The sequence below is a fragment of the Labrys wisconsinensis genome (assembly GCF_030814995.1).
Taxonomy (GTDB): domain Bacteria; phylum Pseudomonadota; class Alphaproteobacteria; order Rhizobiales; family Labraceae; genus Labrys; species Labrys wisconsinensis.
In genome coordinates this window covers 252,851-278,763 of record NZ_JAUSVX010000005.1, presented here as the reverse complement: position 1 = coordinate 278,763, position 25,913 = coordinate 252,851, and the positions used below count along the sequence as shown (strand labels likewise).

Annotated in this window: 35 protein-coding genes and 1 pseudogene; 13 read left to right on the top strand and 23 right to left on the bottom strand. The window is 65.5% G+C overall.

Annotated features, from left to right (window positions below):
- Nucleotides 1–7: 7 nt before the first annotated feature.
- The 4 genes from QO011_RS15985 to QO011_RS15970 form a co-directional block, all read right to left on the bottom strand.
- Nucleotides 8–283: a VirB3 family type IV secretion system protein gene (locus tag QO011_RS15985; protein ID WP_243065339.1), complete on the bottom strand. Its 276-nt coding sequence runs from the start codon at nt 281–283 to the stop codon at nt 8–10.
- On the bottom strand, nt 283–624 hold the full coding sequence (locus QO011_RS15980) for a TrbC/VirB2 family type IV secretion system protein (RefSeq protein WP_188581212.1): 342 nt from the start codon (nt 622–624) through the stop codon (nt 283–285). Before QO011_RS15980 ends, QO011_RS15985 begins: the two co-directional genes overlap by 1 nt.
- Nucleotides 621–1,634, bottom strand: a complete 1,014-nt coding sequence (gene trbB, locus QO011_RS15975; RefSeq protein WP_370881963.1) for a P-type conjugative transfer ATPase TrbB — start codon at nt 1,632–1,634, stop codon at nt 621–623. The genes QO011_RS15980 and trbB overlap by 4 nt, the downstream gene beginning before the upstream one ends.
- A gap of 162 nt (nt 1,635–1,796) precedes the next feature.
- Nucleotides 1,797–2,225 carry a MerR family transcriptional regulator gene (locus tag QO011_RS15970; RefSeq protein ID WP_307273813.1) on the bottom strand — a complete coding sequence of 143 codons (429 nt, stop codon included), beginning with the start codon at nt 2,223–2,225 and terminating at the stop codon, nt 1,797–1,799.
- 85 nt (nt 2,226–2,310) lie between these two features.
- Between QO011_RS15970 and QO011_RS15965 the strand changes: the two genes are divergently transcribed.
- The 4 genes from QO011_RS15965 (at nt 2,311) to merA (ending at nt 4,825) form a co-directional block, all read left to right on the top strand.
- Nucleotides 2,311–2,727 carry a mercuric transporter MerT family protein gene (locus tag QO011_RS15965; RefSeq protein WP_307273810.1) on the top strand — a complete coding sequence of 139 codons (417 nt, stop codon included), beginning with the start codon at nt 2,311–2,313 and terminating at the stop codon, nt 2,725–2,727.
- Nucleotides 2,728–2,797: 70 nt separating this feature from the next.
- Nucleotides 2,798–3,106 carry a heavy-metal-associated domain-containing protein gene (locus tag QO011_RS15960; protein WP_307273807.1) on the top strand — a complete coding sequence of 103 codons (309 nt, stop codon included), beginning with the start codon at nt 2,798–2,800 and terminating at the stop codon, nt 3,104–3,106.
- A 31-nt stretch (nt 3,107–3,137) separates the two neighbouring features.
- Nucleotides 3,138–3,395: a hypothetical protein gene (locus QO011_RS15955; protein ID WP_307273804.1), complete on the top strand. Its 258-nt coding sequence runs from the start codon at nt 3,138–3,140 to the stop codon at nt 3,393–3,395.
- The gene (merA, locus tag QO011_RS15950; RefSeq protein ID WP_442358304.1) at nt 3,392–4,825 is read left to right on the top strand and encodes a mercury(II) reductase; all 1,434 of its coding nucleotides are present in this window, start codon (nt 3,392–3,394) and stop codon (nt 4,823–4,825) included. Before QO011_RS15955 ends, merA begins: the two co-directional genes overlap by 4 nt.
- 140 nt (nt 4,826–4,965) lie before the next feature.
- On the opposite strand, the gene QO011_RS15945 is transcribed toward merA, so the two are convergent.
- Complete coding sequence (locus QO011_RS15945) at nt 4,966–5,622, bottom strand: ArsR/SmtB family transcription factor (RefSeq protein ID WP_307273801.1); 657 nt, start codon at nt 5,620–5,622, stop codon at nt 4,966–4,968.
- 129 nt (nt 5,623–5,751) lie between these two features.
- Here QO011_RS15945 and QO011_RS15940 point away from each other — a divergent pair, with 129 nt between their 5' ends.
- The 7 genes from QO011_RS15940 (at nt 5,752) to QO011_RS15910 (ending at nt 11,273) form a co-directional block, all read left to right on the top strand.
- Nucleotides 5,752–6,486: an MBL fold metallo-hydrolase gene (locus QO011_RS15940; protein ID WP_307273799.1), complete on the top strand. Its 735-nt coding sequence runs from the start codon at nt 5,752–5,754 to the stop codon at nt 6,484–6,486.
- Between the two features lie 82 nt (nt 6,487–6,568).
- Nucleotides 6,569–6,937, top strand: a complete 369-nt coding sequence (locus QO011_RS15935; RefSeq protein WP_307273796.1) for an SHOCT domain-containing protein — start codon at nt 6,569–6,571, stop codon at nt 6,935–6,937.
- Between the two features lie 31 nt (nt 6,938–6,968).
- Nucleotides 6,969–7,322: a DsrE/DsrF/TusD sulfur relay family protein gene (locus QO011_RS15930; RefSeq protein ID WP_307273794.1), complete on the top strand. Its 354-nt coding sequence runs from the start codon at nt 6,969–6,971 to the stop codon at nt 7,320–7,322.
- Nucleotides 7,323–7,346: 24 nt separating this feature from the next.
- Nucleotides 7,347–8,465 carry a cysteine desulfurase family protein gene (locus tag QO011_RS15925; protein ID WP_307273792.1) on the top strand — a complete coding sequence of 373 codons (1,119 nt, stop codon included), beginning with the start codon at nt 7,347–7,349 and terminating at the stop codon, nt 8,463–8,465.
- On the top strand, nt 8,462–9,181 hold the full coding sequence (locus QO011_RS15920) for a class I SAM-dependent methyltransferase (protein ID WP_307273789.1): 720 nt from the start codon (nt 8,462–8,464) through the stop codon (nt 9,179–9,181). Before QO011_RS15925 ends, QO011_RS15920 begins: the two co-directional genes overlap by 4 nt.
- A 2-nt stretch (nt 9,182–9,183) precedes the next feature.
- Nucleotides 9,184–10,455: an MFS transporter gene (locus QO011_RS15915; RefSeq protein WP_307273786.1), complete on the top strand. Its 1,272-nt coding sequence runs from the start codon at nt 9,184–9,186 to the stop codon at nt 10,453–10,455.
- Complete coding sequence (locus QO011_RS15910; RefSeq protein WP_307273783.1) at nt 10,452–11,273, top strand: nucleoside phosphorylase; 822 nt, start codon at nt 10,452–10,454, stop codon at nt 11,271–11,273. Before QO011_RS15915 ends, QO011_RS15910 begins: the two co-directional genes overlap by 4 nt.
- A 259-nt stretch (nt 11,274–11,532) precedes the next feature.
- Here QO011_RS15910 and QO011_RS15905 read toward each other — a convergent pair whose 3' ends face one another.
- The 14 genes and pseudogenes from QO011_RS15905 to QO011_RS15840 form a co-directional block, all read right to left on the bottom strand.
- Nucleotides 11,533–11,982, bottom strand: coding sequence for a CopG family transcriptional regulator (locus QO011_RS15905; RefSeq protein WP_307273782.1), 450 nt, complete (start codon nt 11,980–11,982; stop codon nt 11,533–11,535).
- Nucleotides 11,983–11,989: 7 nt separating this feature from the next.
- Nucleotides 11,990–13,972: a conjugal transfer protein TraG gene (locus QO011_RS15900; protein WP_307273779.1), complete on the bottom strand. Its 1,983-nt coding sequence runs from the start codon at nt 13,970–13,972 to the stop codon at nt 11,990–11,992.
- 41 nt (nt 13,973–14,013) lie between these two features.
- Nucleotides 14,014–15,753 carry a relaxase/mobilization nuclease domain-containing protein gene (locus QO011_RS15895; RefSeq protein ID WP_307274218.1) on the bottom strand — a complete coding sequence of 580 codons (1,740 nt, stop codon included), beginning with the start codon at nt 15,751–15,753 and terminating at the stop codon, nt 14,014–14,016.
- 354 nt (nt 15,754–16,107) lie between these two features.
- Nucleotides 16,108–16,824, bottom strand: a complete 717-nt coding sequence (locus tag QO011_RS15890; protein WP_307273776.1) for a lytic transglycosylase domain-containing protein — start codon at nt 16,822–16,824, stop codon at nt 16,108–16,110.
- Nucleotides 16,825–16,828: 4 nt separating this feature from the next.
- Nucleotides 16,829–17,164, bottom strand: a complete 336-nt coding sequence (locus QO011_RS15885; protein WP_307273774.1) for a DUF736 domain-containing protein — start codon at nt 17,162–17,164, stop codon at nt 16,829–16,831.
- Nucleotides 17,165–17,200: 36 nt separating this feature from the next.
- A complete protein-coding gene (locus QO011_RS15880; RefSeq protein ID WP_307273771.1) occupies nt 17,201–17,746 on the bottom strand; it encodes a S26 family signal peptidase in 546 nt (181 codons plus the stop codon).
- Complete coding sequence (locus tag QO011_RS15875; RefSeq protein WP_293459858.1) at nt 17,743–18,261, bottom strand: DUF2840 domain-containing protein; 519 nt, start codon at nt 18,259–18,261, stop codon at nt 17,743–17,745. The genes QO011_RS15880 and QO011_RS15875 overlap by 4 nt, the downstream gene beginning before the upstream one ends.
- Nucleotides 18,258–18,512 carry a hypothetical protein gene (locus tag QO011_RS15870; RefSeq protein WP_307273768.1) on the bottom strand — a complete coding sequence of 85 codons (255 nt, stop codon included), beginning with the start codon at nt 18,510–18,512 and terminating at the stop codon, nt 18,258–18,260. The genes QO011_RS15875 and QO011_RS15870 overlap by 4 nt, the downstream gene beginning before the upstream one ends.
- Nucleotides 18,509–19,147 carry a ParA family partition ATPase gene (gene parA / locus QO011_RS15865; RefSeq protein WP_307273765.1) on the bottom strand — a complete coding sequence of 213 codons (639 nt, stop codon included), beginning with the start codon at nt 19,145–19,147 and terminating at the stop codon, nt 18,509–18,511. The genes QO011_RS15870 and parA overlap by 4 nt, the downstream gene beginning before the upstream one ends.
- A complete protein-coding gene (locus QO011_RS15860) occupies nt 19,144–20,256 on the bottom strand; it encodes a replication initiator protein A (protein WP_307273764.1) in 1,113 nt (370 codons plus the stop codon). Before QO011_RS15860 ends, parA begins: the two co-directional genes overlap by 4 nt.
- 14 nt (nt 20,257–20,270) lie before the next feature.
- Nucleotides 20,271–20,522, bottom strand: a complete 252-nt coding sequence (locus QO011_RS15855) for a helix-turn-helix transcriptional regulator (protein ID WP_307273763.1) — start codon at nt 20,520–20,522, stop codon at nt 20,271–20,273.
- Nucleotides 20,523–20,736: 214 nt separating this feature from the next.
- Complete coding sequence (locus QO011_RS15850) at nt 20,737–21,372, bottom strand: DUF2285 domain-containing protein (RefSeq protein WP_503129037.1); 636 nt, start codon at nt 21,370–21,372, stop codon at nt 20,737–20,739.
- Between the two features lie 7 nt (nt 21,373–21,379).
- A pseudogene (locus QO011_RS42650) lies at nt 21,380–21,523 on the bottom strand (transcriptional regulator domain-containing protein); the annotation flags it as partial.
- A 125-nt stretch (nt 21,524–21,648) separates the two neighbouring features.
- On the bottom strand, nt 21,649–21,912 hold the full coding sequence (locus QO011_RS15840; protein ID WP_307273757.1) for a DUF2285 domain-containing protein: 264 nt from the start codon (nt 21,910–21,912) through the stop codon (nt 21,649–21,651).
- 230 nt (nt 21,913–22,142) lie between these two features.
- Here QO011_RS15840 and QO011_RS15835 point away from each other — a divergent pair, with 230 nt between their 5' ends.
- The gene (locus QO011_RS15835; RefSeq protein WP_293459872.1) at nt 22,143–22,394 is read left to right on the top strand and encodes a helix-turn-helix domain-containing protein; all 252 of its coding nucleotides are present in this window, start codon (nt 22,143–22,145) and stop codon (nt 22,392–22,394) included.
- 115 nt (nt 22,395–22,509) lie between these two features.
- On the opposite strand, the gene QO011_RS15830 is transcribed toward QO011_RS15835, so the two are convergent.
- The 3 genes from QO011_RS15830 to QO011_RS15820 all read right to left on the bottom strand — a co-directional run bounded on the left by QO011_RS15830 (nt 22,510) and on the right by QO011_RS15820 (nt 24,193).
- A complete protein-coding gene (locus QO011_RS15830; protein WP_307273754.1) occupies nt 22,510–22,836 on the bottom strand; it encodes a DUF736 domain-containing protein in 327 nt (108 codons plus the stop codon).
- 600 nt (nt 22,837–23,436) lie between these two features.
- Nucleotides 23,437–23,877 carry a hypothetical protein gene (locus QO011_RS15825; protein ID WP_307273748.1) on the bottom strand — a complete coding sequence of 147 codons (441 nt, stop codon included), beginning with the start codon at nt 23,875–23,877 and terminating at the stop codon, nt 23,437–23,439.
- Between the two features lie 148 nt (nt 23,878–24,025).
- Nucleotides 24,026–24,193: a hypothetical protein gene (locus QO011_RS15820; RefSeq protein WP_188582851.1), complete on the bottom strand. Its 168-nt coding sequence runs from the start codon at nt 24,191–24,193 to the stop codon at nt 24,026–24,028.
- Between the two features lie 299 nt (nt 24,194–24,492).
- Between QO011_RS15820 and QO011_RS15815 the strand changes: the two genes are divergently transcribed.
- Nucleotides 24,493–24,723 (top strand): hypothetical protein, encoded by a 231-nt coding sequence (locus QO011_RS15815; protein ID WP_307273739.1) that lies wholly within the window; start codon nt 24,493–24,495, stop codon nt 24,721–24,723.
- Between the two features lie 73 nt (nt 24,724–24,796).
- On the opposite strand, the gene QO011_RS15810 is transcribed toward QO011_RS15815, so the two are convergent.
- Nucleotides 24,797–25,726 (bottom strand): DUF2493 domain-containing protein, encoded by a 930-nt coding sequence (locus QO011_RS15810; protein ID WP_307273735.1) that lies wholly within the window; start codon nt 25,724–25,726, stop codon nt 24,797–24,799.
- Between the last annotated feature and the right edge of the window lie 187 nt (nt 25,727–25,913).

Here is a 25,913-nt window from a genome sequence, read left to right as displayed (position 1 = left end):
GGCGGCCTCACACCCCCAGATGTGCGGGGTAGCGAAGGTGCCGGCGCACCACGTCGACGAATTGCGGGTCGCGTTTCGCCGCCCAGACGGCGGCGGCATGGCCGACTGCCCAGATGAGTGCGCCAGGGATCCAGAGCCGGAGGCCGAGCGCGATCGCCGCCGCCAAGGTGCCGTTGGCGATCGCGACGGTCCGCGGCGCGCCGCCCATCAGGATCGGGTCGGTGAGCGCGCGATGGACCGGCGCGAAGAAGCCGGGCACGTCGGGATCGACGATCGCGGTCATCAGATCAGCGCTCCGCCGGAGAAGCTGAAGAACGAGAGAAAGAAGCTCGACGCGGCGAAGGCGATCGAGAGGCCGAACACAATCTGGATCAGCCGGCGGAAGCCGCCCGAGGTATCGCCGAAGGCGAGCGTCAGGCCGGTGACGGTGATGATGATGACCGAGATGATCTTGGCGACCGGGCCTTGCACCGACTCCAATATTGAATTGAGCGGTGTCTCCCACGGCATCGAAGAGCCGGAGGCATAGGCGGCGGGCGCGAAAGCCAGTGTGAGCGTGGTCAGCGTGACCAGTTCGACGAGGCGACGGCGGGAATGGCGAGCGACGGCGAGAACGCGGTTCATGAGGGATCTCCGAGGGACAAGGGGTCGCCGCCCGCCCCGGCGGACTGGAGGCGGTAATCGCCGGTGGCGGGATCGAGACCGGCGATGAGAGCGAGTTCGGAGAGGCGGCGCTCGGAGCCGCGGCCGCGCAGCACCGCGACGAGATCGATGGTCTCGGCGATCAGCGCCTTGGGGACGGTGACGACGGCTTCCTGGATGAGCTGTTCGAGGCGACGGATCGCGCCAAGCGCCGTGCCGGCGTGGATGGTGCCGATCCCGCCGGGGTGGCCGGTGCCCCAAGCCTTGAGAAGATCGAGCGCCTCGGCGCCGCGAACCTCGCCGATCGGAATGCGGTCGGGCCGAAGGCGCAGCGAAGAGCGGACAAGGTCGGACAGCGAAGCGACGCCATCCTTGGTTCGCATCGCGACCAGATTTGGCGCGCGGCATTGCAGCTCGCGCGTGTCCTCGATCAGCACCACGCGGTCGCTCGTGCCGGCGATCTCGGCCAGGAGCGCGTTGGTGAGCGTCGTTTTGCCCGTGCCGGTGCCGCCAGCGACGAGGATGTTCTTGCGCGACGCGACGGCCCCACGCAGCAGCGCCGCTTGACCAGCGGTCATGGTGCCAGCGTTGACATAGTCGTCGAGGGTGAAGACGGCGACGGCGGGCTTGCGGATGGCGAAGGCCGGCGCCGCGACGACGGGCGGCAGCAGCCCCTCGAACCGCTCTCCCGTCTCGGGCAGCTCGGCCGAGACACGCGGGCGTTCCGCGTGAACCTCGGCGCCGACATGGTGCGCGACAAGGCGCACGATCCGCTCGCCATCGGCGGCCGACAGTGTCCGCCCGCTATCCTCAAGGCCGCCGGAGAGCCGATCGATCCAGAGCCGGCCGTCGGGATTCAGCATCACCTCGACGATCGACGGGTCTTCGAGAAAGGCGGCGATGGCCGGGCCGAGCGCGGTGCGCAGCATGCGCGCACCGCGTGAGAAGGCCTCGGAATGGAGCGGAGCAGCCGCCACGATCGTCCCCGTCATTGGCCAATCGCGACACGCGATTGGCGACGGGGATGATTAGAAGGGGCAATAAATAGGGCGATTCAACAAGTATTCAGATGGCGTAGCGATCAGGCGCAGAGCGGAGAAAAAATACTTGCGGGGGCGTATTCGAATGTAACGGGTAAGGCCACCAGAGCGCCCTTACTTGGCGTGCTGCTCTCGGAACAACGTTTCGATCAGAGGACAGTCAGGCCGCGTTCCATCGCCGCATTGCGCAACGACGTCCTTCAACACGCGCTCCATGCGTTTCAAATCGGCGATTTTCACGCGTACATCCGCCAAGTGGGTCGCCGCGAGGCGGCTCGCTTCCGCGCAAGGCTGGTCCCGTTCGTCCACCAGGCGCAGCAAGGCGCGCACCTCATCGAGTGAGAATCCGAGTTCCCGCGCCCTCAGCACGAAGCTGAGACGGCGTTCATGTGCGCTGTCATAGCTCCGATAGCCGTTGCCGGTTCGCGGCGGCGGCGGCAGCAGGCCGACCTTCTCGTAGTAGCGCACAGTTTCGAGATTGGCGCCCGTCCGCCGGGCCAGCTCGGCCCGCTGAAGGCACCTCGCCGGAGTCTGATCGCGCATCGCAAAAAACTCCCTTGACCCTGTAGTTACTACAGACCGTAGCCTAGGCCAAGATCGAGGATTTGGGCAAGCAGAGAGCTTTGAGATGAGTGATAGACGAACCGCAATCGGTACTGCGACGGCTCATACCTCGGCCGTCGCGTCACAGGGCTTGGACGCAGATCGAACCCCGCGCCTGCTCGCTGTCGGCGGTATCCTCGGAGCTCTCGGGGCGGCGTCGTGCTGCGTCATTCCCTTCGCATTATTTCTGGCCGGCGTCAGTGGCGCCTGGATCGGCAATCTGACCGCGCTCGAGCCTTACCAGCCGATATTTGCCGGCGTCTCACTCGCCTTCATCGGCTACGGCGGCTGGCGCCTCCGGCGCAAGCGGGACATCGCCTGCGCGGACGGCTACTGCGCCACGCCCCGATCGGACCGGATCGCGAAGATTGGCCTCTGGACCGCCGCGACGCTCGTGGTGATCGCCGTCGCCTTCCCCTACGCCGCCCGTTACTTCCTCTGATGTTCTGGCGTCCGGCGAGAGCCACTTCGACATCGACACCCAGTGTTCAATCCCAGAAAAGGTTAGAGGCATGAAAACCCAGATCGGAATATTCGCCGCACTTGGCTTGGCTATGGCGCCAATCGCCGCGCAGGCGGGGCAAGCCACCGTTGTCCTTGACGTTCATCATGCCGGCTGCGTGCTGTGCGGGCCGATCGTCAAGAGCACGCTCGCCCACGTCAAGGGCGTCACAGCTGTTTCGGTCAGTCAGGCGGACGGCAACGCCGATGTCACGGCGACCGTCACCTATGACAATGCTCTGACTTCGCCAGCGGCGATGATCAAGGCCACTACCGGCCAGGGTTACCCTGCGGAAGTCACGAAGCCCACGAAAAGCTGATGCGCGGCCGCTTCGGCAACGGATGTCCGAGATGAACGCTGAAAAAGCCATCGCAGCGGTCGCTGTCGCGGGTCTGGCTGTCCTGTGTTGCGCCGGACCTTTCCTGTTGGCCTTGATCGGCTCGGTCGCGATTTCCGCGTCCTTGCTCACGGGTTCGCTCGCGATCGTGGCGGGCGTCGTGGGGATCGGGCTGGTTGGTGTCTGGGTCTATCGTCGCCTCCGCTCAGCCGACCCCAACGCTATCGATTGCTGCGCGCTAGAAAGCGCAAAACGAAAGTCAAATACATGAACGATTGCTGCACGCCGGACACGAAGGATCGAACCCGCCGCTACGACCTCGCCGTCATCGGCGCAGGGTCGGCGGGGTTCTCGGCCGCGATCACCGCGGCCGAGCAGGGCGCGAATGTCGCGCTGATTGGCCACGGCACGATCGGCGGAACCTGCGTCAATATCGGCTGCGTGCCGTCGAAGACGCTGATCCGCGCAGCGGAGACGCTTCATAACGCGCGCGTCGCAGCGCGCTTCGCCGGCGTCGCGGCCCATGCGGAACTCGCCGACTGGCGCGCGACCGTCCGGCAGAAGGACGACCTCGTCGCCGGGTTGCGCCAGGCCAAATACGCCGATCTGCTGCCCGTCTATAACGGCGTCGCCTATCGCGAAGGGCAGGCGCGGCTCGTCGAGGGCGGCGTCGAGGTGGACGGCGCCCACATAGCGGCCGGCAAGATCATCATTGCGACCGGCGCGCGACCGGCGGCGCCCGCCATTCCCGGCATCGAGACAGTGCCCTATCTGACCAGCACGACCGCGCTCGACCTTGAGGAATTGCCGCGATCGCTGCTGGTGATCGGCGGCGGCTATGTCGGGGCCGAACTCGGGCAGATGTTCGCCCGCGCCGGCGTCAAGGTGACGCTTGTCTGTCGCTCCCGCCTGTTGCCGGAAGCCGAGCCCGAGATTGGCGAGGCGCTGACCGGCTATTTCGCCGGCGAGGGGCTCGATGTCGTTTCCGGTGCGGCCTACCGCGCGATTAGCAGAACCGAGAATGGCGTGGCTCTCGAGATCACGCGCGACGGCCGGGACGCGACGATCGAGGCTGAGAAGGTTCTGGTGACGACGGGTCGATCTCCCAACACCGAGGGGCTTGGCCTCGGCGATCTTGGCGTCGCGCTCACAACGAAAGGCGCGGCCGTCGTCGACGACCGCATGCGCACGACCCGTGCCGGCGTCTATGCCGCCGGCGACGTCACGGGCCGTGACCAGTTCGTGTATATGGCCGCTTACGGCGCAAAGCTCGCGGCCAAGAACGCCCTCAATAGCGACAGCCTGCGCTACGATAATTCAGCGATGCCGGCCATCGTCTTCACCGACCCGCAAGTCGCAAGCGTCGGTCTCACCGAGGCTGTGGCGCGAAAGGCCGGGCGCAACGTCCGCGTTTCGGCGATTGGCCTCGACCATGTGCCGCGGGCGCTTGCCGCGCGCGACACGCGGGGACTGATTAAGCTCGTCGCGGACGCTGACAGCGGCAAGCTGCTCGGCGCCCATATCCTCGCTCCGGAGGGCGCCGACAGTATCCAGACCGCAGTCATGGCGATCCGTAGCGGACTGACCGTACAGCAGATCGCGGACACGATATTCCCGTATCTGACCACGGTGGAGGGTCTGAAGCTCGCCGCGCTCGCGTTCGACAAGGAGGTCGCGAAGCTGTCTTGCTGCGCCGGATGAACCGGAAGATCGAAAAGCCAAGTCGACCGGAGTTCGAGGCTCGGAGGATCCCACGACATTCGACGCGCGACCGCTCGTCTTGGCGCAACCTGGTCAATCCGTCTGTCGGATGGATTGTGTTCCGTGCGAGGCCGCGCGGATCACTCGACCGGCAGCCCAGCAGCCTTCCATTCGGGATATCCGTCCTCAAGACGCCTGATCTTGAATCCTCGGCTCCGCAACAAGGCCACGGCTTCAAAGGCGAGCACGCAGTAGGGGCCGCGGCAATAGGCGACGATTTCGCGACTCTTCGGAATTTCCCGCAGACGCTGCGCCAGATCGCGCAAGGGAATATTGACCGCGTTCGGCAGATGCCCAGCGGCGAACTCGTCTTCAGGACGCACGTCGAGCACGGTTACGAGGCCATCCTTGAGGCGGCGCACAAGCTCCCTCCGACCGACGGGCTCCAGTGCGTCACGCTCATGAAAGTAGCCGCCGATGAGCTCGCGGACTTCCGCCAGGTTTTGTTCGGCGACGCGGCGGAGCGCCGCGATCAGATCAAGCACCGCTGGGCCGCTCAGGCCGTAAAGAATGCGCTTGCCGTCGCGGCGCGACACCAGCAGGCCGGCCCGGCGCATTAGACGAAGGTGCTGGGAAGCGTTGGCGATTGACAGCCCCGCGCGTTCCGCCAGCGCCTCGACGCTGCGTTCGCCTTGCGCCAGCAGTTCGAGGATTTCCAGCCGATGGCCTTGGCCGAGTGCCTTAGCCACCTCCGCGAAGCCGGCGAACATGGCGCTCTTCGGATTCTGACTTGACATCTTACTCCCACAAAGGGATCATTCAATAGAATGATTGAATGACGACATGCGGCCCAACATGTCAAGCGAATAGTGGGGTCGATCGAGCCAGGGCGCATCGGGAGAGGCGCCCAGAAATCGGAGGTTTCAATGATCCTGCGCCAGTTCCTCCACACCGAGCCCGTAGCGGTCTCCTATCTGTTCGGCTGTGGCGGCAAGGCGGCGGCGGCCGTGGTCGATCCGGTTGGAGATATCGCGCCCTACCTCAAAACCGCCGAAGAGACCGGGATGCGTATCCTGTATGTCGTCGACACGCACATCCACGCCGATCACATATCAGCGGGGCGACGGTTGGCCGAGGCCGCCGACGCCAAGTACGTGCTGTTTGCCGAAGCGGATGCCGCATCCCCGTTCTATGGCGTTCGTGATCGGGACGTGCTTCCGCTCGGCAACGTGTCGGCTGAGGTGCTCCACACGCCCGGGCACACACCCGAACATATTTCATTGCTCGTCACCGATCGCACGCGCTGCGATGAGCCCTGGTTCGCTTTGACCGGCCATACGCTGATGGTCGGCGATGTCGGGCGAACTGAGCTTGCCGCGACGGCCGAAGAAGGAGCGCGCGTGCTGTTCCGGAGCCTACAGCGTCTGAAGACGCTGCCGGATTATTTGGAAGTGCTGCCAGGGGCATTTGCCGGATCGGTTTGTGGCCGCCGGCTAAGCGGTAAGCCGATGTCCACTATCGGCTTCGAGAAACGCCACAACGTGGCGTTCCGCATCGAAGACGAAGAGGCATTTGTGCGCGCAATGTCAGAGGAGATTCCACCGCCGCCGCCCGGCGCGGCGGAGCTTCGTGCGGCTAATGCCGGACTTGCACTTGTCTGACCGCCAAATGAGATCCGCAAGCGGCCCGATCAGTGATGCCGAGCCCGTGTTCCGGTCGCAGTATCGAAGGATGGATAAGCCGATGAAGAGGGTTTCGAAATTGATACTCGCGACAGCGAGCGCGGCGGTTGCTCTGACGCCAGCTTTGGTCTGGGCGCAACAGCCGTCGGAGCCCAACCGATATGGCTACGGCCCCTACATGATGGATTGGGCAGGAGGATGGTACGGCATGATGATCTTCGGTCCACTGTTCATGATCCTTGTACTCGCCGTGGTGGTTGCGGTCGCGGTTCTTCTCGTCCGTTGGCTCGGCGGCCCCTGGCACTACGTTCAGCCGCCGCAGCACATGCCGCCGGGCCGCTCCCCGATCGACATCCTCAAGGAGCGGTACGCACGCGGCGAAATCGATAAGGAAGAGTTCGAGGAGCGTCGCCGCGTCATCGGCGACTGAACTTCTCCAGCCCGAACTACTGAAGGTGCCGATGAAGATCTTGTTCATCCTCAACGACCCGCCCTATGGGACCGAGCGCTGCTACAACGGACTGCGACTCGCCAATGCGCTGGTTAAGAAGGATCCCGCGACCGAGGTCACGATATTCCTGATGGCCGACGCCGTCTCCTGCGGCAGAAGAGGCCAGAAGACACCCGACGGCTATTACAACCTCGAACGCATGCTGAAGCGCTTCACGAGCGGCGCCCACAAGCTCCTGTTGTGCGGTACTTGCATGGATGCGCGCGGTCTGACCGAAGCGGAACTCATCGATGGTGCCCGCCGCAGCTCGATGGATGAACTCGCGGCCTCAACAATCGAAGTCGACAAAGTGCTGGTGTTCTAACCGGCCCCAACTGATGCAGGCGCCATGGCCCCCGTCTACCTCGATTACAACGCCAGCACGCCCATCGATCCCGCCGTGGCGGCGGTCATGCGGCCGTTTCTTGAGGAGAGCTACGGCAATCCGTCGAGTGGCCATTGGGCAAGCTCATCGGCGAAGGCCGCCTTGGAGCGCGCTCGCAGCCAGGTCGCGGAACTTCTCGGTTGCGCCGCCGATGAGATCGTCTTCACCAGCGGCGGAAGCGAGGCCAACAATCTCGCGCTCAAGGGCTTGTTCTTTCTGCGCGGCAATCGACCGTCGCATATCGTCACGTCGCAAGTCGAGCATCCGGCGATCCTCGTACCCTGCCGGTTTCTCGATCGGCTGGGCGCGACCGTGACCTATGTCCCGGTCGACGGGAGTGGCCTTGTCGGTCCCGACGACGTCCGCAAGGCGATCACCACGGACACGTTTCTGATCAGCATCATGCACGCGAACAACGAGGTCGGCACCATCCAGCCAATCGCGGAAATCGCGAAAATCGCCCACGCGAACGGGCTCCTTCTGCACACGGACGCGGCACAGTCCGTCGGCAAGATACCGACCAAAGTCCAAGAACTCGGCGTCGATCTGCTGTCGATTGCTGGCCACAAGGTCTACGCGCCGAAGGGGATCGGCGCGCTCTACATCCGCCGCGGGATTACGATCGAACCCTTGATTCACGGTGCCGGACATGAGGGCGGTCGGCGCGCCGGCACGGAGAGCGCCTTGCTGGCGGCGGGCCTCGGCAAGGCCTGCGAGATCGCGCAGGAATGGACCGGCATGCCGGCAACACAGCGCCTGCGCGACCTGTTCTGGGACCGCCTCCGAGCCAGGTTTGGCAATCGGATCGCGCTCAATGGCCATCCCGACCAGCGTTTGCCAAACACACTCAATGTCTCCTTCATCGGGCATGTCGGCGCCGAAATCCTGGCGCGGGTGCCAAACGTCGCCGCCTCAACGGGCTCGGCCTGCCATTCCGGTCAGATCACCTTGTCGCCGGTTCTCCAAGCGATGGGCATTGCTCCCGACGTGGGCATGGGCGCCGTCCGCTTCAGTCTCGGGCGCGGCACGACGCGGGATGAGATTGAGGAGGTCGTCGATCAATTGTGCCGGGTGCTCGCATGAGCACAACGACCGCGCCAACGGAGATTGGTCCGAAGGTCTACGAAACCTGGCGCGCGACTTCGCTTGGCGTGGTGACCGAAGCGATCGAGCAACGCGTGATCCTCGACTTGATCGGCAATGTCGAGGGGGCCCGTGTGCTCGACGCCGGTTGCGGCGACGGCGTGCTCGTCTGCGAGCTAGCGTCGCATGGCGCGGAAGCGACGGGCATCGATCCCGATCCGGCGATGCTTGCCGCAGCGCGCGCACGCACCGACAAAGCGGGGGTCGTGGCAACATTTCGGGACGGGCGGGTCGAGCGACTTCCCTTTCCCGACGCGAGTTTCGATGTCGTGGCTGCGATCACCGTTCTCTGCTTCGTCGGGGACGCCTCCGGAGCCGTGCGCGAAATGGCGCGTGTGCTGCGGCCGGGCGGGCGTCTCGTCCTCGGCGAACTCGGGCGCTTGAGCCTTTGGGCCATGAGCCGCCGCCTGCGCGGTTGGTTCGGAGCGGCGACCTGGAAGGCGGCACGTTTTCGTACAGCCGGCGAGCTGCGCGCGCTCGCCGAGCAGGCCGGGCTTTCCGTCACAGTAACCCGCGGCGCCGTGTTCTATCCGCCCATCGGCATATGCGCGCGGGCTTTAGCGCCGCACGACCCCTGGCTGGGGCGTTTTACTACCTTCGGCGCCGCCTTCATCGCACTCAGTGCCGTTCCGATGCCCGATCGCGCGGGGCGGTGATCATGGCCGCTGAATCATCTGCCTCCGCGTCGTTAAACATTCGGCTAGGTTTGCGCGAGAATTGGCAGCAGTTTTCGTTGCTCGTCCTTATCAATGCCTTTGTCGGTGGCATGGTAGGGCTGGAGCGGACAGTGGTCCCGCTGATCGGCGCGGAAGAGTTCAAGATCGCATCGACCACCATCGTCGTCTCGTTCATCGTCAGCTTCGGCGTGGTCAAGGCGCTCGCCAACCTGGTCTCGGGGCATTTCGCAGACCTCTACGGCCGCAAGCACATGCTGGTGCTAGGTTGGCTCGTGGGTCTTCCGGTGCCGTTCATGATCGCCTGGGGGCCGAGTTGGGGCTGGATCATCGCCGCCAATGCACTGCTCGGCATCAACCAGGGCTTTGCCTGGTCGATGACCGTTATCATGAAGGTCGATCTCGTCGGTCCCAAGTCGCGCGGCCTCGCCGTCGGTCTCAACGAATTCGCGGGCTACCTCTCGGTCGGTGTCACGGCCTTCCTCACCGGCTATATCGCCCAGCGTTATGGCCTCAGGCCTGAGCCGTTCTATCTCGGGATGGGCTATGCCGCACTCGGCCTTGTCCTCTCGATCCTGCTCGTGCGCGACACGCGCCATCACGTAGGGCTCGAGGTGGCGCACCATACGGCGGGCAGCGAAGTCATCTCGTTCTGGGAGATCTTTCGCCGCGCCTCGTTCGGCGATCGCAACCTGTTTGCGGCCTCGCAAGCAGGTCTCGTCAATAATCTCAACGACGGCATGAGCTGGGGGATTTTCCCGCTCTTCTTTGCCGCCTTCGGGCTCAGCGTGGAGCGAATCGGCATCCTCAAGGCGATCTACCCCGCCGTGTGGGGCGTGCTTCAGACCGTCACCGGACCCCTCAGCGATCGGTGGGGGCGCAAAGGTCTGATCGTCGCGGGCATGTGGGTGCAAGCCGTTGGTCTTTTCTTGACGGCAGCCACAAGAAGTTATGGTTGGTGGTTCCTCGCCAGCGTGCTCCTCGGGCTTGGGACCGCGATGGTTTATCCTACTCTCATCGCGTCGGTGTCAGACGCATCGCATCCTTCCTGGCGAGCGCGCTCCCTGAGCGTGTATCGCTTCTGGCGAGATCTCGGCTACGCAATTGGCGCTCTCTCCGCTGGCATAATAGCCGATCTGTTCGGCGCAGCCTGGGCCATAGCTACGATTGGCGTACTCACGTTCTTCTCCGGAGCCGTCGTCGCAATCGCCATGGACGAGCGTCGGCAGGTGAATCCGAAGAACGAGGCCCGATGACGTCGCAATCAAACGATCCGACCGCCACGCCGCCCATCCTGCGGGGGAAGCACCGTCAAGCGCCTTCGATTTTCACGCCTGACGCATTGCTTCGGGAGGCGCGCCGACAGAAGCGCATCGAGGATGGCGCGGTCCCGGACATTTGTGTCCTTGACCCGGACGGCGACATTGTGCGCTCCCTTCGCAGAAACAAGTTGGCCCGTCGCCTGGCGGCTTGGCCGTGCTATCACACTGAACTCTTCGTATTTGAGCAGGAAGGCCTAACATACGGCGTTGTCGGCGGCGCCGTCGGGGCAGCATTTGCCGTCCTCGTGGCCGAGGAGCTATTCGCCTCGGGCTGCAGGCTTCTACTCAGCATCACATCTGCTGGCCAAATCTTGCCTGTCCAGGACCCGCCTTACTTCATCGTCATCGATCGCGCGCTCCGCGACGAAGGAACGAGCTACCACTACGTGGCTCCGGCAGATTACAGCTTTGCCGATGCCAGCCTAATCGCACTCGCCAGTACGGCCCTCGCGGAATGCGGCATCGCAGTTCACGTGGGATCCACTTGGACCACGGACGCGCCGTTCCGGGAAACAGCCGGAGCGATAGACGCGGCGCGCGCCGGGGGTATCATGGCCGTCGAGATGGAGGCTGCGGCGCTTTACGCATTCGCTACAGCGTGCCGGAAGCAAGTCCTGTGTCTCGCGCATGTCACTAACCAGATGGGCCGTGTCGAGCGAGACTTCGAAAAGGGCGTTGACGATGGAGCTGCGGAGTCTCTGCGGCTGATCGCCCGGATTGTTGAGCGATGGCGCGCCACGGCGGTCCCGTGAGAGCCGGAAAGGCAAGCGCGGCTGCCGTTTTTTCAACTGATTTGGCGTAGGTTGCACCGCGTGTGCGGCAGTGCACGGCAAATCGACGCATCGCCCCGAGCGTTCGTCGATGGCCTTATCTGCTCATCCCGCTGAAACTTCCATCAGCGTGACGAGTCACAGGCGCTCATAGTCCGCCAAGCGGTCTTGATGATGTCCCCCCGCTTCGTCGGCGACACCAAGGCAGGCTTGGTCATCGGCGATGTCGCCCAGGACGAGTTTATTCAGAAGTATTATTCCGATCTGGCGAACCACGTTCTTGATCATCTGGAATTTCCTGCCGCAGCTTCGGACCTTCGTTGAGTCGTCGGCCAAGCGTCGCGACAAAATTATCGTAGCGCGCTCCGGCCTGCGCTCGCGCGGCCTTGGCCGCCGATTCGGGAAGCGGCGGCGTCGTGTTGAGCCAAAAGCGGATGAACAGCGCCAGCGTCTCGACGCCGATTCCGACATCGCGCTCGAGCCGCGCCAGGCGGCGGTCCTGCTGGTCGAGCCGTTTGGCGATCGCCGCTTCCTTCCGCTCGTCCGCATCCGGCGACAGGAACGACGCGATCGCGGCCTCGGCGATCAGCGACATCGATTGGTCCCGGCGTGCGGCATAGGCTGACAATGCCTGCATGAGATCGGGATCGAGATAGACGGAGAGCTGAGCCTTCTTCTTCGCCATGGCCATGTGCGCCTCACATGCCGAGGTCGTCGCCCGGATCGAGCGAGGCCTGCCGTGCGAGACCCTGCATGAGATCGTTCATGCGACCGATCCGCGGCGCCTCCTCCTCCATGTCGTCGACCGGATCGAGCGCGAACTCGTTCTCGATCGGCGCCTGCTTCTCGACGGTTCCTTGGCGGAGCTCCGGCTGCTTGCGGCGATCGGCGTTCTTCGGATCCTCGTCGTCGGCGTCATCGCTATCGGTCGCCACCGGCGCCGGAGGGCGAGGAGGCAGCGGGCGCGAACTCCAATCGTCGGGGCGACCCTCCTTCGGCCGCGCCGGGACAGGCGGCGCCACGATCCGCTCCTGGAAGCGTCCATCCTCATAGTAGCGGGCCTTCTTCGCCCGGATCGGATGGACACCCGACACCAGGACGATCTCGTCGGAGGGCGGGAGCTGCATGACCTCGCCCGGCGTCAGCAGAGGGCGCGCGGTCTCCGAGCGCGACACCATCAGATGCCCAAGCCAAGGCGACAGCCGGCTCCCGGCATAATTCTTCATCGCCTTCATCTCGGTCGCGGTGCCGAGCGCATCGCTCACCCGCTTGGCCGTCCGCTCGTCGTTGGTCGCGAAGCTCACTCGGACGTGGCAGTTGTCGAGGATCGAGTTGTTGGGGCCGTAGGCCTTCTCGATCTGGTTCAGCGACTGGGCGATGAGAAAGCTCTTGATGCCGTAGCCCGCCATGAAGGCGAGCGCGGACTCGAAGAAGTCGAGGCGTCCGAGCGCTGGGAACTCGTCGAGCATCAAGAGAAGTCGGCGTCTCCCGGCCTTGGCCTGAAGGTCTTCGGTGAGACGCCGGCCGACCTGGTTGAGGATCAGCCGGATCAGCGGCTTGGTCCGGTTGATGTCAGAGGGCGGCACGACGAGGTAGAGCGTCGTCGGCCGGTCGCCGGCGACGATGTCGCCGATCCGCCAGTCGCAGCGGCGCGTCACCTCGGCGACCACGGGATCGCGATAGAGGCCCAGGAATGACATGGCCGTGCTCAGCACGCCGGACCGTTCGTTGCCAGACTTGTTCAGCAGCTCCCGCGCGGCGGAGGCGACGACAGGATGGACGCCGGCTTCGCCGAGGTGCGGCGTTCGCATCATGGCGGAGAGCGTCGACTCGATCGGTCGCTTGGGATCCGACAGGAAGGACGCAACGCCGGCGAGTGTCTTGTCCTCCTCGGCGTAGAGGACGTGAAGGATCGCGCCGACCAGTAGCGCGTGGCTGGTCTTCTCCCAGTGGTTCCGCTTCTCGAGACTGCCTTCGGGGTCGACCAGGATGTCGGCGATGTTCTGGACGTCGCGCACCTCCCACTCACCGCGCCTGACCTCGAGCAGCGGATTGTAGGCCGAAGACTTCGCGTTGGTCGGATCGAACAGCAGCACCCGACCGTGCTGGGCGCGGAAGCCAGCGGTGAGCTGCCAGTTCTCGCCCTTGATGTCGTGGACGATCGCCGAACCTGGCCAGGTCAGCAGCGACGGGATGACGAGGCCCACGCCCTTGCCGCTTCGGGTCGGCGCGAAGCACAGCACATGCTCGGGGCCGTCGTGGCGGAGATAGCTGCGTTGATACCGGCCGAGCACAACGCCATCGGGACCGAGCAGGCCGGCCTCCTCGATCTCCTTCGGTTGCGCCCATCGTGCGGAGCCGTAGGTTTCGGCATTCTTCGCTTCGCGGGCGCGCCAGACCGACATGCCTATGGCGACGACGGCGGCGATCAGCCCGCCCGAGGCCGCGATGTAGGCTCCCTCGATGAAGATCGACGGCGCATAGGCGTCGTAGGCGAACCACCACCAGAAGAAGGCCGGCGGCAGATAGAACGGGAAGCCCAGAAACTCGAACCAAGGGCGGCCGAGCTCTGGCTGGAAACCGAGGCGCCAAGCCGTCCATTCCGTCGCGGTCCAGATCGTCAACAGGACGATCGCGAAGACGATAAGGATCTGGCCCCAGAGTATCTTCGTCGCCGACATGCCGGCCGTCCTTTCCTGTGATCGATTATGGGAGGGGGCGCTCACAGGCCGAGCCCCCGATTGCGGCCGAAGCCCCAGTCGACGCCGCCATCATCGCGGGTGACACCGGAGACGTGGCGGCCGAGCTGCTTCTCAAGCGATGGGGTCCAGGGCACGAGCTGAAAGCCGAGGCCGTCGTCGATCATGGCGAACCGGCCGGAGGCGAGCGCGAAGCGCTGACGGTATGATCCCGCGACGTACTCGCCGGAGGCGACCTGGTTGAAGGTCTGGCCCGTCTCGGCCGCAAGCCGCTCGCCCAGGGCTTCGACTTCCCGACGGCGGAGCGTGCCGATCAGGCCCTGGGAGAAGGTGATACCCCGCGCCTGTCGCTCGGCCAGCCCCTGCTCGATGAGCTGGTCGGCCCGCCGCTCCAGCGCGTCGCGGACCTCGGCGCCGAAGCCCGCCTGGCTGAGGTCGACCGGATCACGCGAGACCGCTTGGCGGTCGAGCCAAGTCGCGCCGCTGGCCATCACCTGATCCTCGATGGCGAGGTCCGACCGCACGGCGAGCGCGACGCGGCGACTCCCTTGCGCGTCGTCGAACTTCCTCAGCTCGACGATCGAGCCGGGCGCGCTGTCGCCGGTGGCGTCGAGGTCGGGGAATTTGATGTGGTGGGTGCGGCCGTCGACGCCGTCGATGACGGCATAGGCGGTGCCTTTCAACTCGTCGTCGAGGCCTCGATCGACCAGCCGACCGACGACGGGCACGTCGAGGCTCTCGCCGGCGAGCACATAGCTCCCGGCCGCGCGCTCGATACCGCGTTCTCGCAAGCTCCGATGAATCCGCTTGATGATGTCGCCGCGCTCGCCGAGTTCACGGAGCGTGGTCTCGGCCGCCTCGTCCATCGTCCACTGGCCGGCTCCGATCTGATGGGCGAGACCGAGGCTCTCCAGATGCCGCAGGCGGCCGACCTTCATTGAATGGAACGGGTCCGGCTCCTGGCCGGGAGAGGGCGCAACGTCGATGACGCCATGTCGGCCGCCGTCACGGATGAGCTGCCGGTCGAGCTGGGTCCAGCGCTCGGCGTCGACCTGACGCTCGAGCGCCTGGTGGATATCGAGGTCGCTACGCAGCCCCAGCTCCCGCGTGACCAGATCCTGGGCGCGAGCGCGCATGCCCTCCTTGATGTAGTCGCGGGAGATGACGAGGTCCTGGCCGTCCTCGGCGACGCCGCGCACGATGATGTGGACGTGCGGATGCTGCGTGTTCCAGTGATCGACGGCGACCCAATCGAGCTTGGTGCCGAGGTCCTTCTCCATCTGGCCGACAAGCTCGCGGGCATAGCCCTTGAGGTCGGCTATCTTGGGCGCGTCCTCGGGCGAGACGATGAAGCGGAAGTGATGGCGATCCTTCTCGCACCGCTCGGCGAAGGCCTGGGGGTCGGCGTCCTCGGTTTCGGGGCCGAACAGCCGCGCCTTCTCCCCGTCCCGGGTGACGCCCTCGCGCCGGAGGTAGCCGAGATGAGCGCCGAGCGGCGCGGAGCGCGCGGTGTGGCGGACGACGCGCGCCTTGACCGTCACCAGGCGCGAGCGGCCGGTGAGCAGATGGTTCGCCCGGACGGCGGCGACACGGCCGCGGCCGAAGGTCGAGCGGCTGGAGCTTCTGAGCAGACCCTGCCGCGAGACGCCGCCGCCGGCGCGCTGGGCGGCGGCGAGCGCCTGGGCGATGAAGGGCTTGGCCCGCTGACTGCGCGAAGAGCGGATACGGCCTGGCCGGGGCTGGAAGTCGTTCTCCTCAGCCATCGCCGGCCCCAGCAATGTGCGAAAAGCAGAGGATGGGCAATGCGTTGACGGCGCCGCGCACCTTGCGCGCCGGGGCCGCACGTTGCGCGATCGACGAAAAACACAAGCAAAAACAACCGACCGACAGAGCCGCACCTTGCGGCCTTTTATCTGGCCCTCGGTCGGTTGGTTTCTGCGCTCCTCCCCTGCCCGCCCTTCCTTCTTCCCGGAAGAACGCTGTGCCGCGCCTGTTTGCGAAATCGCGCCCTGGAGCAGCGATGCAGCCCCCAGGGACATCCGAGGCTGCCGAGCCGACAGGGAGAGCGCGAGCTGACCGAGGCGATGTAGCGGCACCTCGACGGGAGAGCGGCGCGATCACGGCTTCGGCCCCGCTGCGGAAACGTGGACGAACAGCCCATCGGATTGCGGGGCGATGGCCGACAGGTCGCGCACCGCGACGGCAGGCGGCGAGTCGTTCGGCGGCGGTTTGGCCGCCGCACGATTGACAGGTTCAGCGCTTGCCGATCGCACGATGAACAGCGGCGCCCGTGTCCAGGACGACGGATCGAAGGCCGCCACGAGGACAGGCCCATCGGTCGCGCCGTCCCCGACAAAAGGGACAAGCGCCGCAACGTAAGCGACGGTTTCCGGCGGTAGCGGACGATGCCGGTCGCGATAATCTTCGTATCGCCCCGGCCCGGCATTATACGCCGCGAGGAATCCCGGCGATCCGTAGCGGTCGTGCATTTCCCGCAGGAAAGCCGCGCCCGCCAGGATGTTGTCGTGCGCATCGAACGCGTCGCGCCCGAGGCCGTAGCGAGCGCGAAGCGCAGCCCAGGTTTCGGGCATGAGCTGCATCAGGCCCATCGCGCCCTTGGGCGAGACGGCACGGCGATCCCCACGACTCTCGATGCGCATGATCGCCCGTATCCACGCCTCAGGGATGGCGAAGCGCTGGGCCGCTTCGGCAATCAGACCGGCGTAGGAATCGCTCGCCGACCTCACCGCGATCGGCGTTGCCTGGGCGTAGACGGCGACGGCGGGCATACCGAGCGCCGTCACGCTGGCGAGCAGAAGAAGCGCGCGCCGCATCCGATCAGCCCCGATCGCCGCGCTTCGGCGGGCGGTTCCAGTTCAGCACCCAGGCGGACTTGTCGTCGCCCGACTGGAAGAGGTTGGCACGGATCGGCTGCGCGAGTGCGGGATCGTCGATGACGAGTGAGACGTACTCGCCGGCCTTTTCGCCGGTGCGCTTCCAGCCCGCGCCGATCTCAGGGCCGTCGCCGTCGCCGAGATGGACGCGATAGTCCGGCGCGTTCTCGGCATCGGAGGATTCGGCCGGAACGAGGGAGAGGTCACGGTAGAAGAAGAGCGTCTGGATGCGCCCGGTGAAGCCAGACTTGTCGCGGGTGAACTGACCAATCTGCGCCATGGGAAACCTCCGTTGTTGGCGGGCCTAAGAAGCGGGTCAATCGGTGGCGGCGCGCCACACGAAGCGGCCGTCACCGGCCTCGTCGGTCCACAGCGGGACCGCGCGGGCGACGATCGCGGTGGTGGGAAGTGGACCGAAATAGCGTCCGTCCAGGCTGTCCGGGACAGTCGGGTTCATGAGGAAGACTTCGCTGGGGCTGAGCGTGTGGCAGCCGCTCCAACGCGGCAGCGGACGGCCGAGATGGTCGCGCTCACGCGCCGCGCCGACGGCGATGTGATCGACGGTGACGGCATCGCCCGCGCGGCACACCGTCTGCCCAGGCAGCGCCATCACATGTTTCAGCAGCGGCACGCCCTTGGGCAGAAAGCCGCCATCGGCCAGGTAGCTGGCGATCGGTTCGGGCGCGCGCACGGCGACCAGCTCGAGCGCATGGAGCTGTCCGGCCGGGCGGAGCGCATAAAGCCCGGTCGGCGTGCTCGCCGTGGCATTCCAGATCAGGCGCGGCGCCGGATGGACGAAAGCCAAGCCGATGAAGACGAGCATGGCGAAATACGTCGTCATGACGTAGCCGAAGCGGGTCATAGCGTGACGCTCCGGCGCTTGAGCCAAGCGGCATGCTGATCGCGCGTGTAAGGGCGCGCTTCATGGCCGGCGGCGAGACGGTTGTGGAGGTGGCGCCAGTATTCCGGCGCGGCGTCGGCGGGATCGATGTCGAGTGTCTCGACGGCGTCGATCGCCTGCAGCACGCGCTCGACCTTGGGCCAGCTATCGACTCGCAGCAGGATCTCGCCGCCAGGGCGCACGAAAGGCAGCGTCTGGAGACGTGCGCCAGGCTCGACCGCGCGCACGATGTCCATGCGCGAGATGACGGTGCCGAAGTCGTTCGACGCCCAGCGCACGAACGCGAAAATGCTGCCTGGCTTGAAGCTCGAGATGCTGCGGCGGCGATCGAGGATCTTCTCCTCGGCGCGCCGGCCGAAGCGTAGCCAGTGCTCGATCTTCTTCTCGATCCAGGTCAGTTCGACATGGGTGAGTGCGACGGTGCGCCGATGCGATGGCGGCACGACACGCGGCGGCGACGGCTCGTTGTCGTTCATGAGGACTCTCCGGGATCGGCGGGGAATTCGCGCGCGAAGAGGTCGCGCAGCATGTCGGCGACGGTGATCCCGCGCTGGAACGCGGCGACCTTGATGCGACCGCGCAGCGCTGGCGTGACGTCGATCGTCAGGCGCGCGGTGAAGGCGGAGGGCTCGTCGCCGCGACGGCTTGAGGCGTCGGGCGCCTTGATCCAGCTCTCGGCGTCGCCGGGCCGGGCGGCGAAGCCGCGTCGGGCGCCACCCGCGCTCATGGCGCGATCCTCGCGACTTCAGCGGCGAGCGCTGCGATCTCGCGCGCCGCGGCACTCTGCTCGGCCAGCTCGAAGACGAGGCGGCCCGATTGGGCGGCGTCGGCAAAGACGACACGCTGGCCGACCGTGCTGGCCAGCACCGGCGGGTCGTGATCGGCGAGCGTCTCGGCCGTTTCGCGGGCGATGACCGTGCGCGCGCCGCAGCGGTTCAAGACGAAGCGCGCAGCGAGCTGGGGGCGATAGATGCGCGCCTCGCGAAGCAGGCCCAGCATCTCGGCCGAGGCCCAGCCGTCGAAGGGCGACGGCTGCACGGGGATCAGCACGAGGTCGGCGGCAAGGAGCGCCGAGCGCATCAGCCCCGCGACACGCGGCGGTCCGTCGATGACGACGTGATCCGCGGTGCGTGCAATCTCCGGGGCTTCCCGATGGAGCGTGTCGCGCGCGAGACCCACCACGCCGAAGAGCCGAGAGACGTTCTCCCGCGCCCGCTGCTGCGACCAATCGAGCGCCGAGCCTTGGGGGTCGGCGTCGATCAGGGTGACGCGCTTGCCGTGCAGCGCGAATTCGCCGGCGAGGTGGAGCGCGAGCGTGGTCTTGCCGACGCCGCCCTTCTGATTGAGCAGGGCGACAATCATCGCTTCCCTCCCGGCTTGCGATCGAAGGGCAATGACGGTTGCCGAGCTGCATGTTCGGGGGGCGGCGTAACGGCGGCGGTGCGATTATCCGCAGATCGCGCCGGCCAACTACAAGAGTTAGATTCTGAGTTAGACTCTAAGTTAAGGCCCGGAATCGCCGTGTCCGGCCAAAGCGTTAGCTGCGGTTCGTGCGTGCGAAGTCCCGATAGGGCTGCGTGCGGAATCCCGATACCGTTTGCGCGCGAAGTCCCGAGCGTTTCCACAGCGCCATCCACAGGGACTGTGGATAAGTGGGCCGGCAGGATTCGGAGCAGCTCGCGGCGGCCCTGCCACTCGATGCGCAGGCGATAGCCGGGCAGCGGCTGGCGTGCGGCGATGCGCCGGATCTGGAGCGCGAAATCCGAGACGCGCACCAAGCTTCCGGACTTCTCGTGGAGATGCGCGATCTCGAACAGCCAGCCCTTGGGCTGGCGGCCGGCGTGCTTGCGGGCGACGCGATAGAGCCAGCGCTCGATCCCGCCGGTGAGGCGGAAGTAGGCCGGGTCGATCGCGAGGACGAGCGAGCGGTCGATGACGCCGCGGTAGAACCAGTCGGGGAGCACGAACTCCATGCCCTCAACGCGGCCGTCGCGCGTCGTGCATTCCTCCCACTCGTTGATCCAGGAGAACTGGTGACGCCGCCAATGTTCGCCGCCCCGGATGGTCGTGCGGATGACGGTCGATTGCAGGCGGGCGAGCGCGCCCTTCAGGAGCTTATAGTCGCGGGCCCCTGTCTGCCGACCAATCGCGGTCAGGAGCTGGTAGGGGGTGAAGCGGAGGAAACGCGAGGTCTTGAAGCCGAGGTTCTCGGCCTCGACGATCTGGCTCGCCGCCCAGATCAGCACGTCGGCGTCCCAAATGGTCGCCATGCCATGCTCCGGCACGGCATAGACCTCGACGCGCACATCGCCTGCCTCGTAGTGGATCGGAGTGGTGCGCCTGGACTTCGCGAGAGAGAAGAACGGCCGCTCCATCAAGTCGCGCTGGTCGCGCGGACTGGCGTCGCCCGTCGCGACAACGAACGGGTCGAGCTTGCTTCGCTCGCTGGCTGTGATGAGGCGGCGCGACATGGGCGGTCGTCGCTTCAGCGGTGTGCGTGGCCGGCGGCGCGGGCCTCGACGTAGCGAGGATCCGACGTCGAGCGACAGGCCGCCTGGTCGGCCCAGGCCTCGAGATCGCCGATGGCATAGACGACGCGGCCGCCGAGCTTGCGGAAGGTTGGGCCGCTGCCATGGCAGCGGTATTTTTCGAGCGTGCGCGGCGAGATGCCGAGCATGCGCGCGGCCTCGTGAGTGCGGACGTAGCGCGTAGCGAGCTGCGCGGACCTGTCGAGCATAGGAAGCCTCCGTCTTGCCTCGAAGCGCCGCGGCCAAGTCGCGGCACGTCGAGGTCACGGTGGCGGAGGGATCAGGCGTTGGGGGTGGACGAAGATTTTCGGAAGGTTGTGTCCCCCTTCACGCGGCAATGAGCGGACGATTGTCCAATTCGTCACGGGCAAGGCGGGGATGAATGGAGGGGGAAGTGCGCGCTGAAGGCCGGTGTGTGGCTGATCAGCCGCCGCGCAGAAATTTGAGATAGCCGCGTTCGACGAGTGCAATCGAGTCGTGGATCAGACGGTTGGCCGAGCGCCGGGCGTGAGAGTCTTTCCACTCGACCGATGGAAGTTGGGCCTGTTCCGAGCGCAGGATCTTTTCCGCAACGTCGCGAGGGCCACCGCCCATGTCGTGAATGTCGAAGGCATGGAGAAGCTGAACGAGACGGCGCTTGCGTTGCGTCGTCAGTCGCAGAGCCTGGGGGAGAAGGCCGATGGTTTGGCCGCTCAGCCGGCGTATGAAGCGCGATGCGACGTCGAGCCGAAGATCGACCGATACGACGCCGATAGGCAGGAGAATCATGGGGCGCCGAGCGGCCAGATCGCTGCTGAGCCGGATGTGGAGCTCGCCCGACCCATCGACGATGACTACCTCCCGGCCCTCGTCATCGGTTCGGTCAGCGACAATGGAGCCGAGTTGGGATGGGTCGAGGGCCACAGGGGCGAACCCGCTCGGCGCTGCATCGAGCAGCAGCGTGCCGGGCGATAGCTCTGGCAGCCAGGTGACGGGTTCGGAGCCGACCGGAATGCTTGGGTCGTGGGCGAAACCGCAACCCCCATCGTCGGGCGAAATCCGCTCGAGCGGACTCCGCATCGACATGATCGCGCGCGATCTGGCGCTGGATTCGGGCGAAGTCGCGCCGGTATTCGGCGTTGCGACGCAGGAATTCGACGGCGAAGCCGGGACGTTCGAGGCGATTCAAGTGATCGATCGTCTCCGGCGAGCGCCAATACTCTGTGGGCATGGCGTTTCCTCTCGTCTTGCTCCCCTATTCGGGGAGCTTCAGACGATCCGGAAACGCGGCCTTTGCGCTAGACCCTATGATTGCATCGCGTGCGACGACAACCCGTACAACAGACGTGTGGCGGCTCACTGCACCCGTGGATCGAGCAGGTGCTGATAGCCGGTTTCGGTCATCCAGCGGGCGCGCGCCAGGTGGCTCTCATGGACGATTTTGGCGCGGCAGGGCTCTTGCGCTGGATCGAGCCCAAAGAGCACCAGCACGACCTCTCGCCAATCGGCGCCCTCTTCCTCGGCCATCAACAACCGAAGGTATATCGCCAGATGCTGCTCGTCATAGGCGTTCACGCGGTCGGTAAGCGGCGGCCGGTCATAGAAAGGCGCCTCGGTCATTGCGATCTTTCCCCCGTCGAGATCAAAGCAATGGAGTAGGGATTCATTTACCCCAAATTTTAACAGACTTCGCGCCTGATTAAGCCAGCGCCGCGATGCTTATGGCGCATCACGTTGCTCAAGTTGACGGTGCAGGAGCGCTCGGGACCAGAGATGAATAGCATAACCCTCGGACGAATCGGAACGATCGTTCCTGGAACGATGATTCCGATATCGGCTCCATCGTTGCCATGGATCTCAAGGAGGTCGTGGCGATCAATCTGCGTCGGTTGCGTCATGCGAAAGGAATGACGCAAGAAGAGTTGGCCGAACGGGCTGGGTTGAGCGCCCGGTACATTGGCGCGATCGAGCGCGCCGACGTGTCGGCGAGCGTCACGGTGCTGGGTCAGGTAGCCGAAGCGCTGGAGGCGGAGGCGGCCGAGTTGGTGCGAGGTCCTCATCGAAAGGGCGACTCGGCGGTCTCGGCTGAGCCTCAAGAATAGCGTCTCCGCGCCGTGCGCCTCTGGGTTCGACCTGGGCCGACGGCGGTCGAGGAACTCTCGCAAAATCGAAGCGATGCCCCGCCCGGACCAGACGGACGGGGCATTGGAGGCGGGGTCAGTCGCTCCGGCGACCGTTGGGGCGGGACCAGATCAGGCTGTAGCCCTCGCCCTCTTCGTCGTCGAACAGGTTGGCGAAGATCGGGGCGGTGAAGCTCGGATCGTCGAGCTTGAGGCCCAGATAGTCGCGGCCCTCGTTGGAGCGCTTGGCCCAGGCGGCGCCGATTTCGACCCGGCCGACATAGACGCGGTGGCTGGGGCTGTTGTCGCCGGAGCGGGTGGTTTCGGGGACGATCCGGACGTTCTTGGCCTGGACCGAGAGGGTGACGATTTCGCCGGTGAATTCGTTCGAACCGGTCTTCTTGAAGGTGCCGATGGTCGCCATGGTAGTTCTCCTTGATCTCTGTTTCCGAGCCCGCACCATTGCGGCCTCGATGGTGATCGAAGGGCCGGAGGCGATCGACGGCGCACCCCGAAGGGGCTCGACAGCAAAGGAGGGGCTTTCTTGTCTCGCGAGGAATGACGGCGCAGCCGGCAGGGGAAGAAAGTTTTGACGCCGCTGTTGCGCCATAGGCGGTCGAGGCTTTAGCCGGCCTTCGGCCAGATCCATCCATCGAAGAGGCCGTTCGGTGCGCTCGGCCTGACAGAGCTGACATCAAGGGGAACTTGGCGACTTTCGAGTCACCGCGGAGGCTGGCCAGTGAATTCGACGGTAATCCGGGCCCCGTCCTGGCCACCAACGGATCTCCTGCTTCGGAGACCAAGCTCCGGCTGCACGCCCCGTCACGCGCTTCGTTGGCCATATCCGAAAGACGTCGCCACCTCGGCCATGTCGCCTCAACAACCCGCCACGACGCCCGGTACTCTGCGATGATCGGGTGAGCTTCGACGCCAGTCGGCCCTCACTCCGCGTTCGACGACGAGGATCGCGAGCATACGGAATGCGTGATCTGGCCCCACCCCGACGGCCGTCGACGTGATGATGTCAGCCCCGCGCTAAGCCCTGTCCGGCTGGTCCGGGCGCGGCCATTCCGGTGAAGCGGACGAACGCCGTGACGCTGACGGCGACCGCGCCGATGACGGCGAAGATCGTCTGCCAGGTGGGTGAAGGCATCGCCATATGGGCGATCCCATACGTGGCGCTGTAGCCGGCGACGGTGGCGGGCGCGACATAGAGGAAGATGATCAGGAGCCGAGCCCATGCCCAGGGCACAACGGCGAGCGCGAGCTGGCCCAGGCCAAAGGTTACGCCGCCCGCCACTAGACCCACGGCGATGCCTCCAAGCACGCCGGCGCCGGTGTGAAAGGCCCAGATGCCGATCGTCAGACCGGCGAAAAACGGCAACGCAAATACAGCGAGGGTGAACAGCAGCCAGCAGATAAAGCCGATGCCGACGATGACGAGGAGTGGTCCGAAGATGATCATGGCGGTGTACTCCGTGAGATAAAGGTCTGACGGTCGCGCCTTCCACCACCACCACGGCGCGAGCATGAGTATAGCCGCAAACAGGCGCCAGCGGGAGTGGGAATCCCACTGGCGCTCTGACGTTCAGCGTGCGTGGCGGTTGGCACCTTCATGGTTGGAAGGGGTCGAATTCGTGGATGACGGCGGCGGGATCGCCGTCATATTCGGCGGCCAGCATGACGCCGAAGTTGCCAGCGTCAGCATGAAAGACGACGACGCAGACCATGAGAGTGATGGCGAGGTTCCAGCCGTTAGCGAATGCGAGGGCTTGAGACATTGATCCGGCTCCTGTGCTGAGGCGGGGACCATCCCCGCGCGACAGGCGCCCGATGTGTTCGGCCGAGGGCCGCAATCACCGCGAAGGCGAAGACGCAGCGGCGGCACGCTTCGCGTAAGCCGACCCTTTACGGGTTGATGGCGTCAGGTCCTCGGCCGGACCAAGGATCAGCGCTGATAGACGCGGGGTGGCGCCCGCCGGCAGGAGCCGCCACTCAAAGGCCGTCGCGGACAATGCGTGGAACCTCGTTGTCCTCACGGTGCGCTGGCCGATCGGCTAAGGTGTGCTTACGAGTCGACATGATGGTTGAGGCATGCGGCATGGCGGAATTCACGGGACGCGACCTGCACCTGGTGAAGAAGGCGCTCGCCATTGCGGTACTGGCGATCGAGCGGCAGCCGGGGCCGTTTCAATCGGCGTCCGATCAGAGCGATATGAAGGAGCTGCTCGACGGCCTGATCGAGAATGATACGGAGTTGGCGCACTATGCTCGTGCGGCCCGGATCGCCGTGACAGGTGAACCGGACTGAAAGGCGGCTTTGCGGAAAGCCGCCGATCCGCTTTTCCGGGTTGACGTCATTGCGGACGAAGAGAAGGCAGCGCTCACGCGCCGCCAAACTTCCAGACCGGGATGCCGAACTTCTTGGCCTTGTCGGCGAGGTTGTCCTGGATGCCGGTGCCGGGGAAGTGCATCACCCCGATCGGCAGCACTTCGAGCATGGCGTCGTTGCGCTTGAACGGCGCGGCCTTGGCGTGCTTCGTCCAGTCCGGCTTGAAGGCGATCTGCGGGACCTTGCGGTTGTCGGCCCATTTGGCTGCGATCAGCTCGGCGCCCTTCGGCGAGCCGCCATGCAGCAGCACCATGTCGGGGTGCTTGGCGTGGACCTGGTCAAGTTTGGCCCAGACCAGGCGGTGATCGTTGAAGTCGAGCCCGCCGGTTAATGCCACTTTCGGTCCCGCGGGCAGGAGCACCTGGTTGTCGGCGCGCTTCTTCGCCGCCAGGAAATCGCGGCTGTCGATCATCGCCGAGGTCAGGTTGCGGTGGTTGACCTTCGACCCGTTGCGCGGCCGCCAGGCCGAATGGGTGTGGTGCTCGAATTGGTCGGCCGCTTGATCGCGGATCAGCTCGAACGCGTTGCGGCGTTCGATCAGCGTCTGGCCCTCGGCCGTCAGTCGTTCCAGCTCGACGGACTTGACCTCGCTGCCGTCCTGTTCCCGTTGCGCGCGCTGCTGGGCCAGCTCGTTGTCGTCGAGTTCGCGTTCGATCCGTTCGATGGCGCGATGGAAGACGTTCACCGTCGACCAGAGCAGGTCCTCGAGGTCGGGTTCGAGGCGAGTGTCAGCAAGCGCCGCCACGAGGGCGTCGAAGATGTCGGAGATGCTGCCGGCGAGGATGTTCGCTTCTGGAAGCGGCCTGGGATCGGGCTCGTCGTTGAAGGGACGGTAGCCATAGAGCTGGAGTTCATGGAGGACCTGGTCGGTCGGGGACGAGCTGTGGTGCGGCTCGAAGTCGTCGTTGTGGTCGGTGGTCATCGCGGCTTTCCTTGTCGGATCGGCCGCGCCCATCGCGGCCTTCATGGCGACGAAGGCGGCGGGCGGAACGGACCTGCACCCGCAGCGCAGCGAAGGGCCGGAGCCTCGGCGGAGGACCGAAGGGTGCCGACTATTTTGTCTCGCGATGTAAAGGCGGCTCTGCCGCCGACGGAAAATAGTCGGCCCA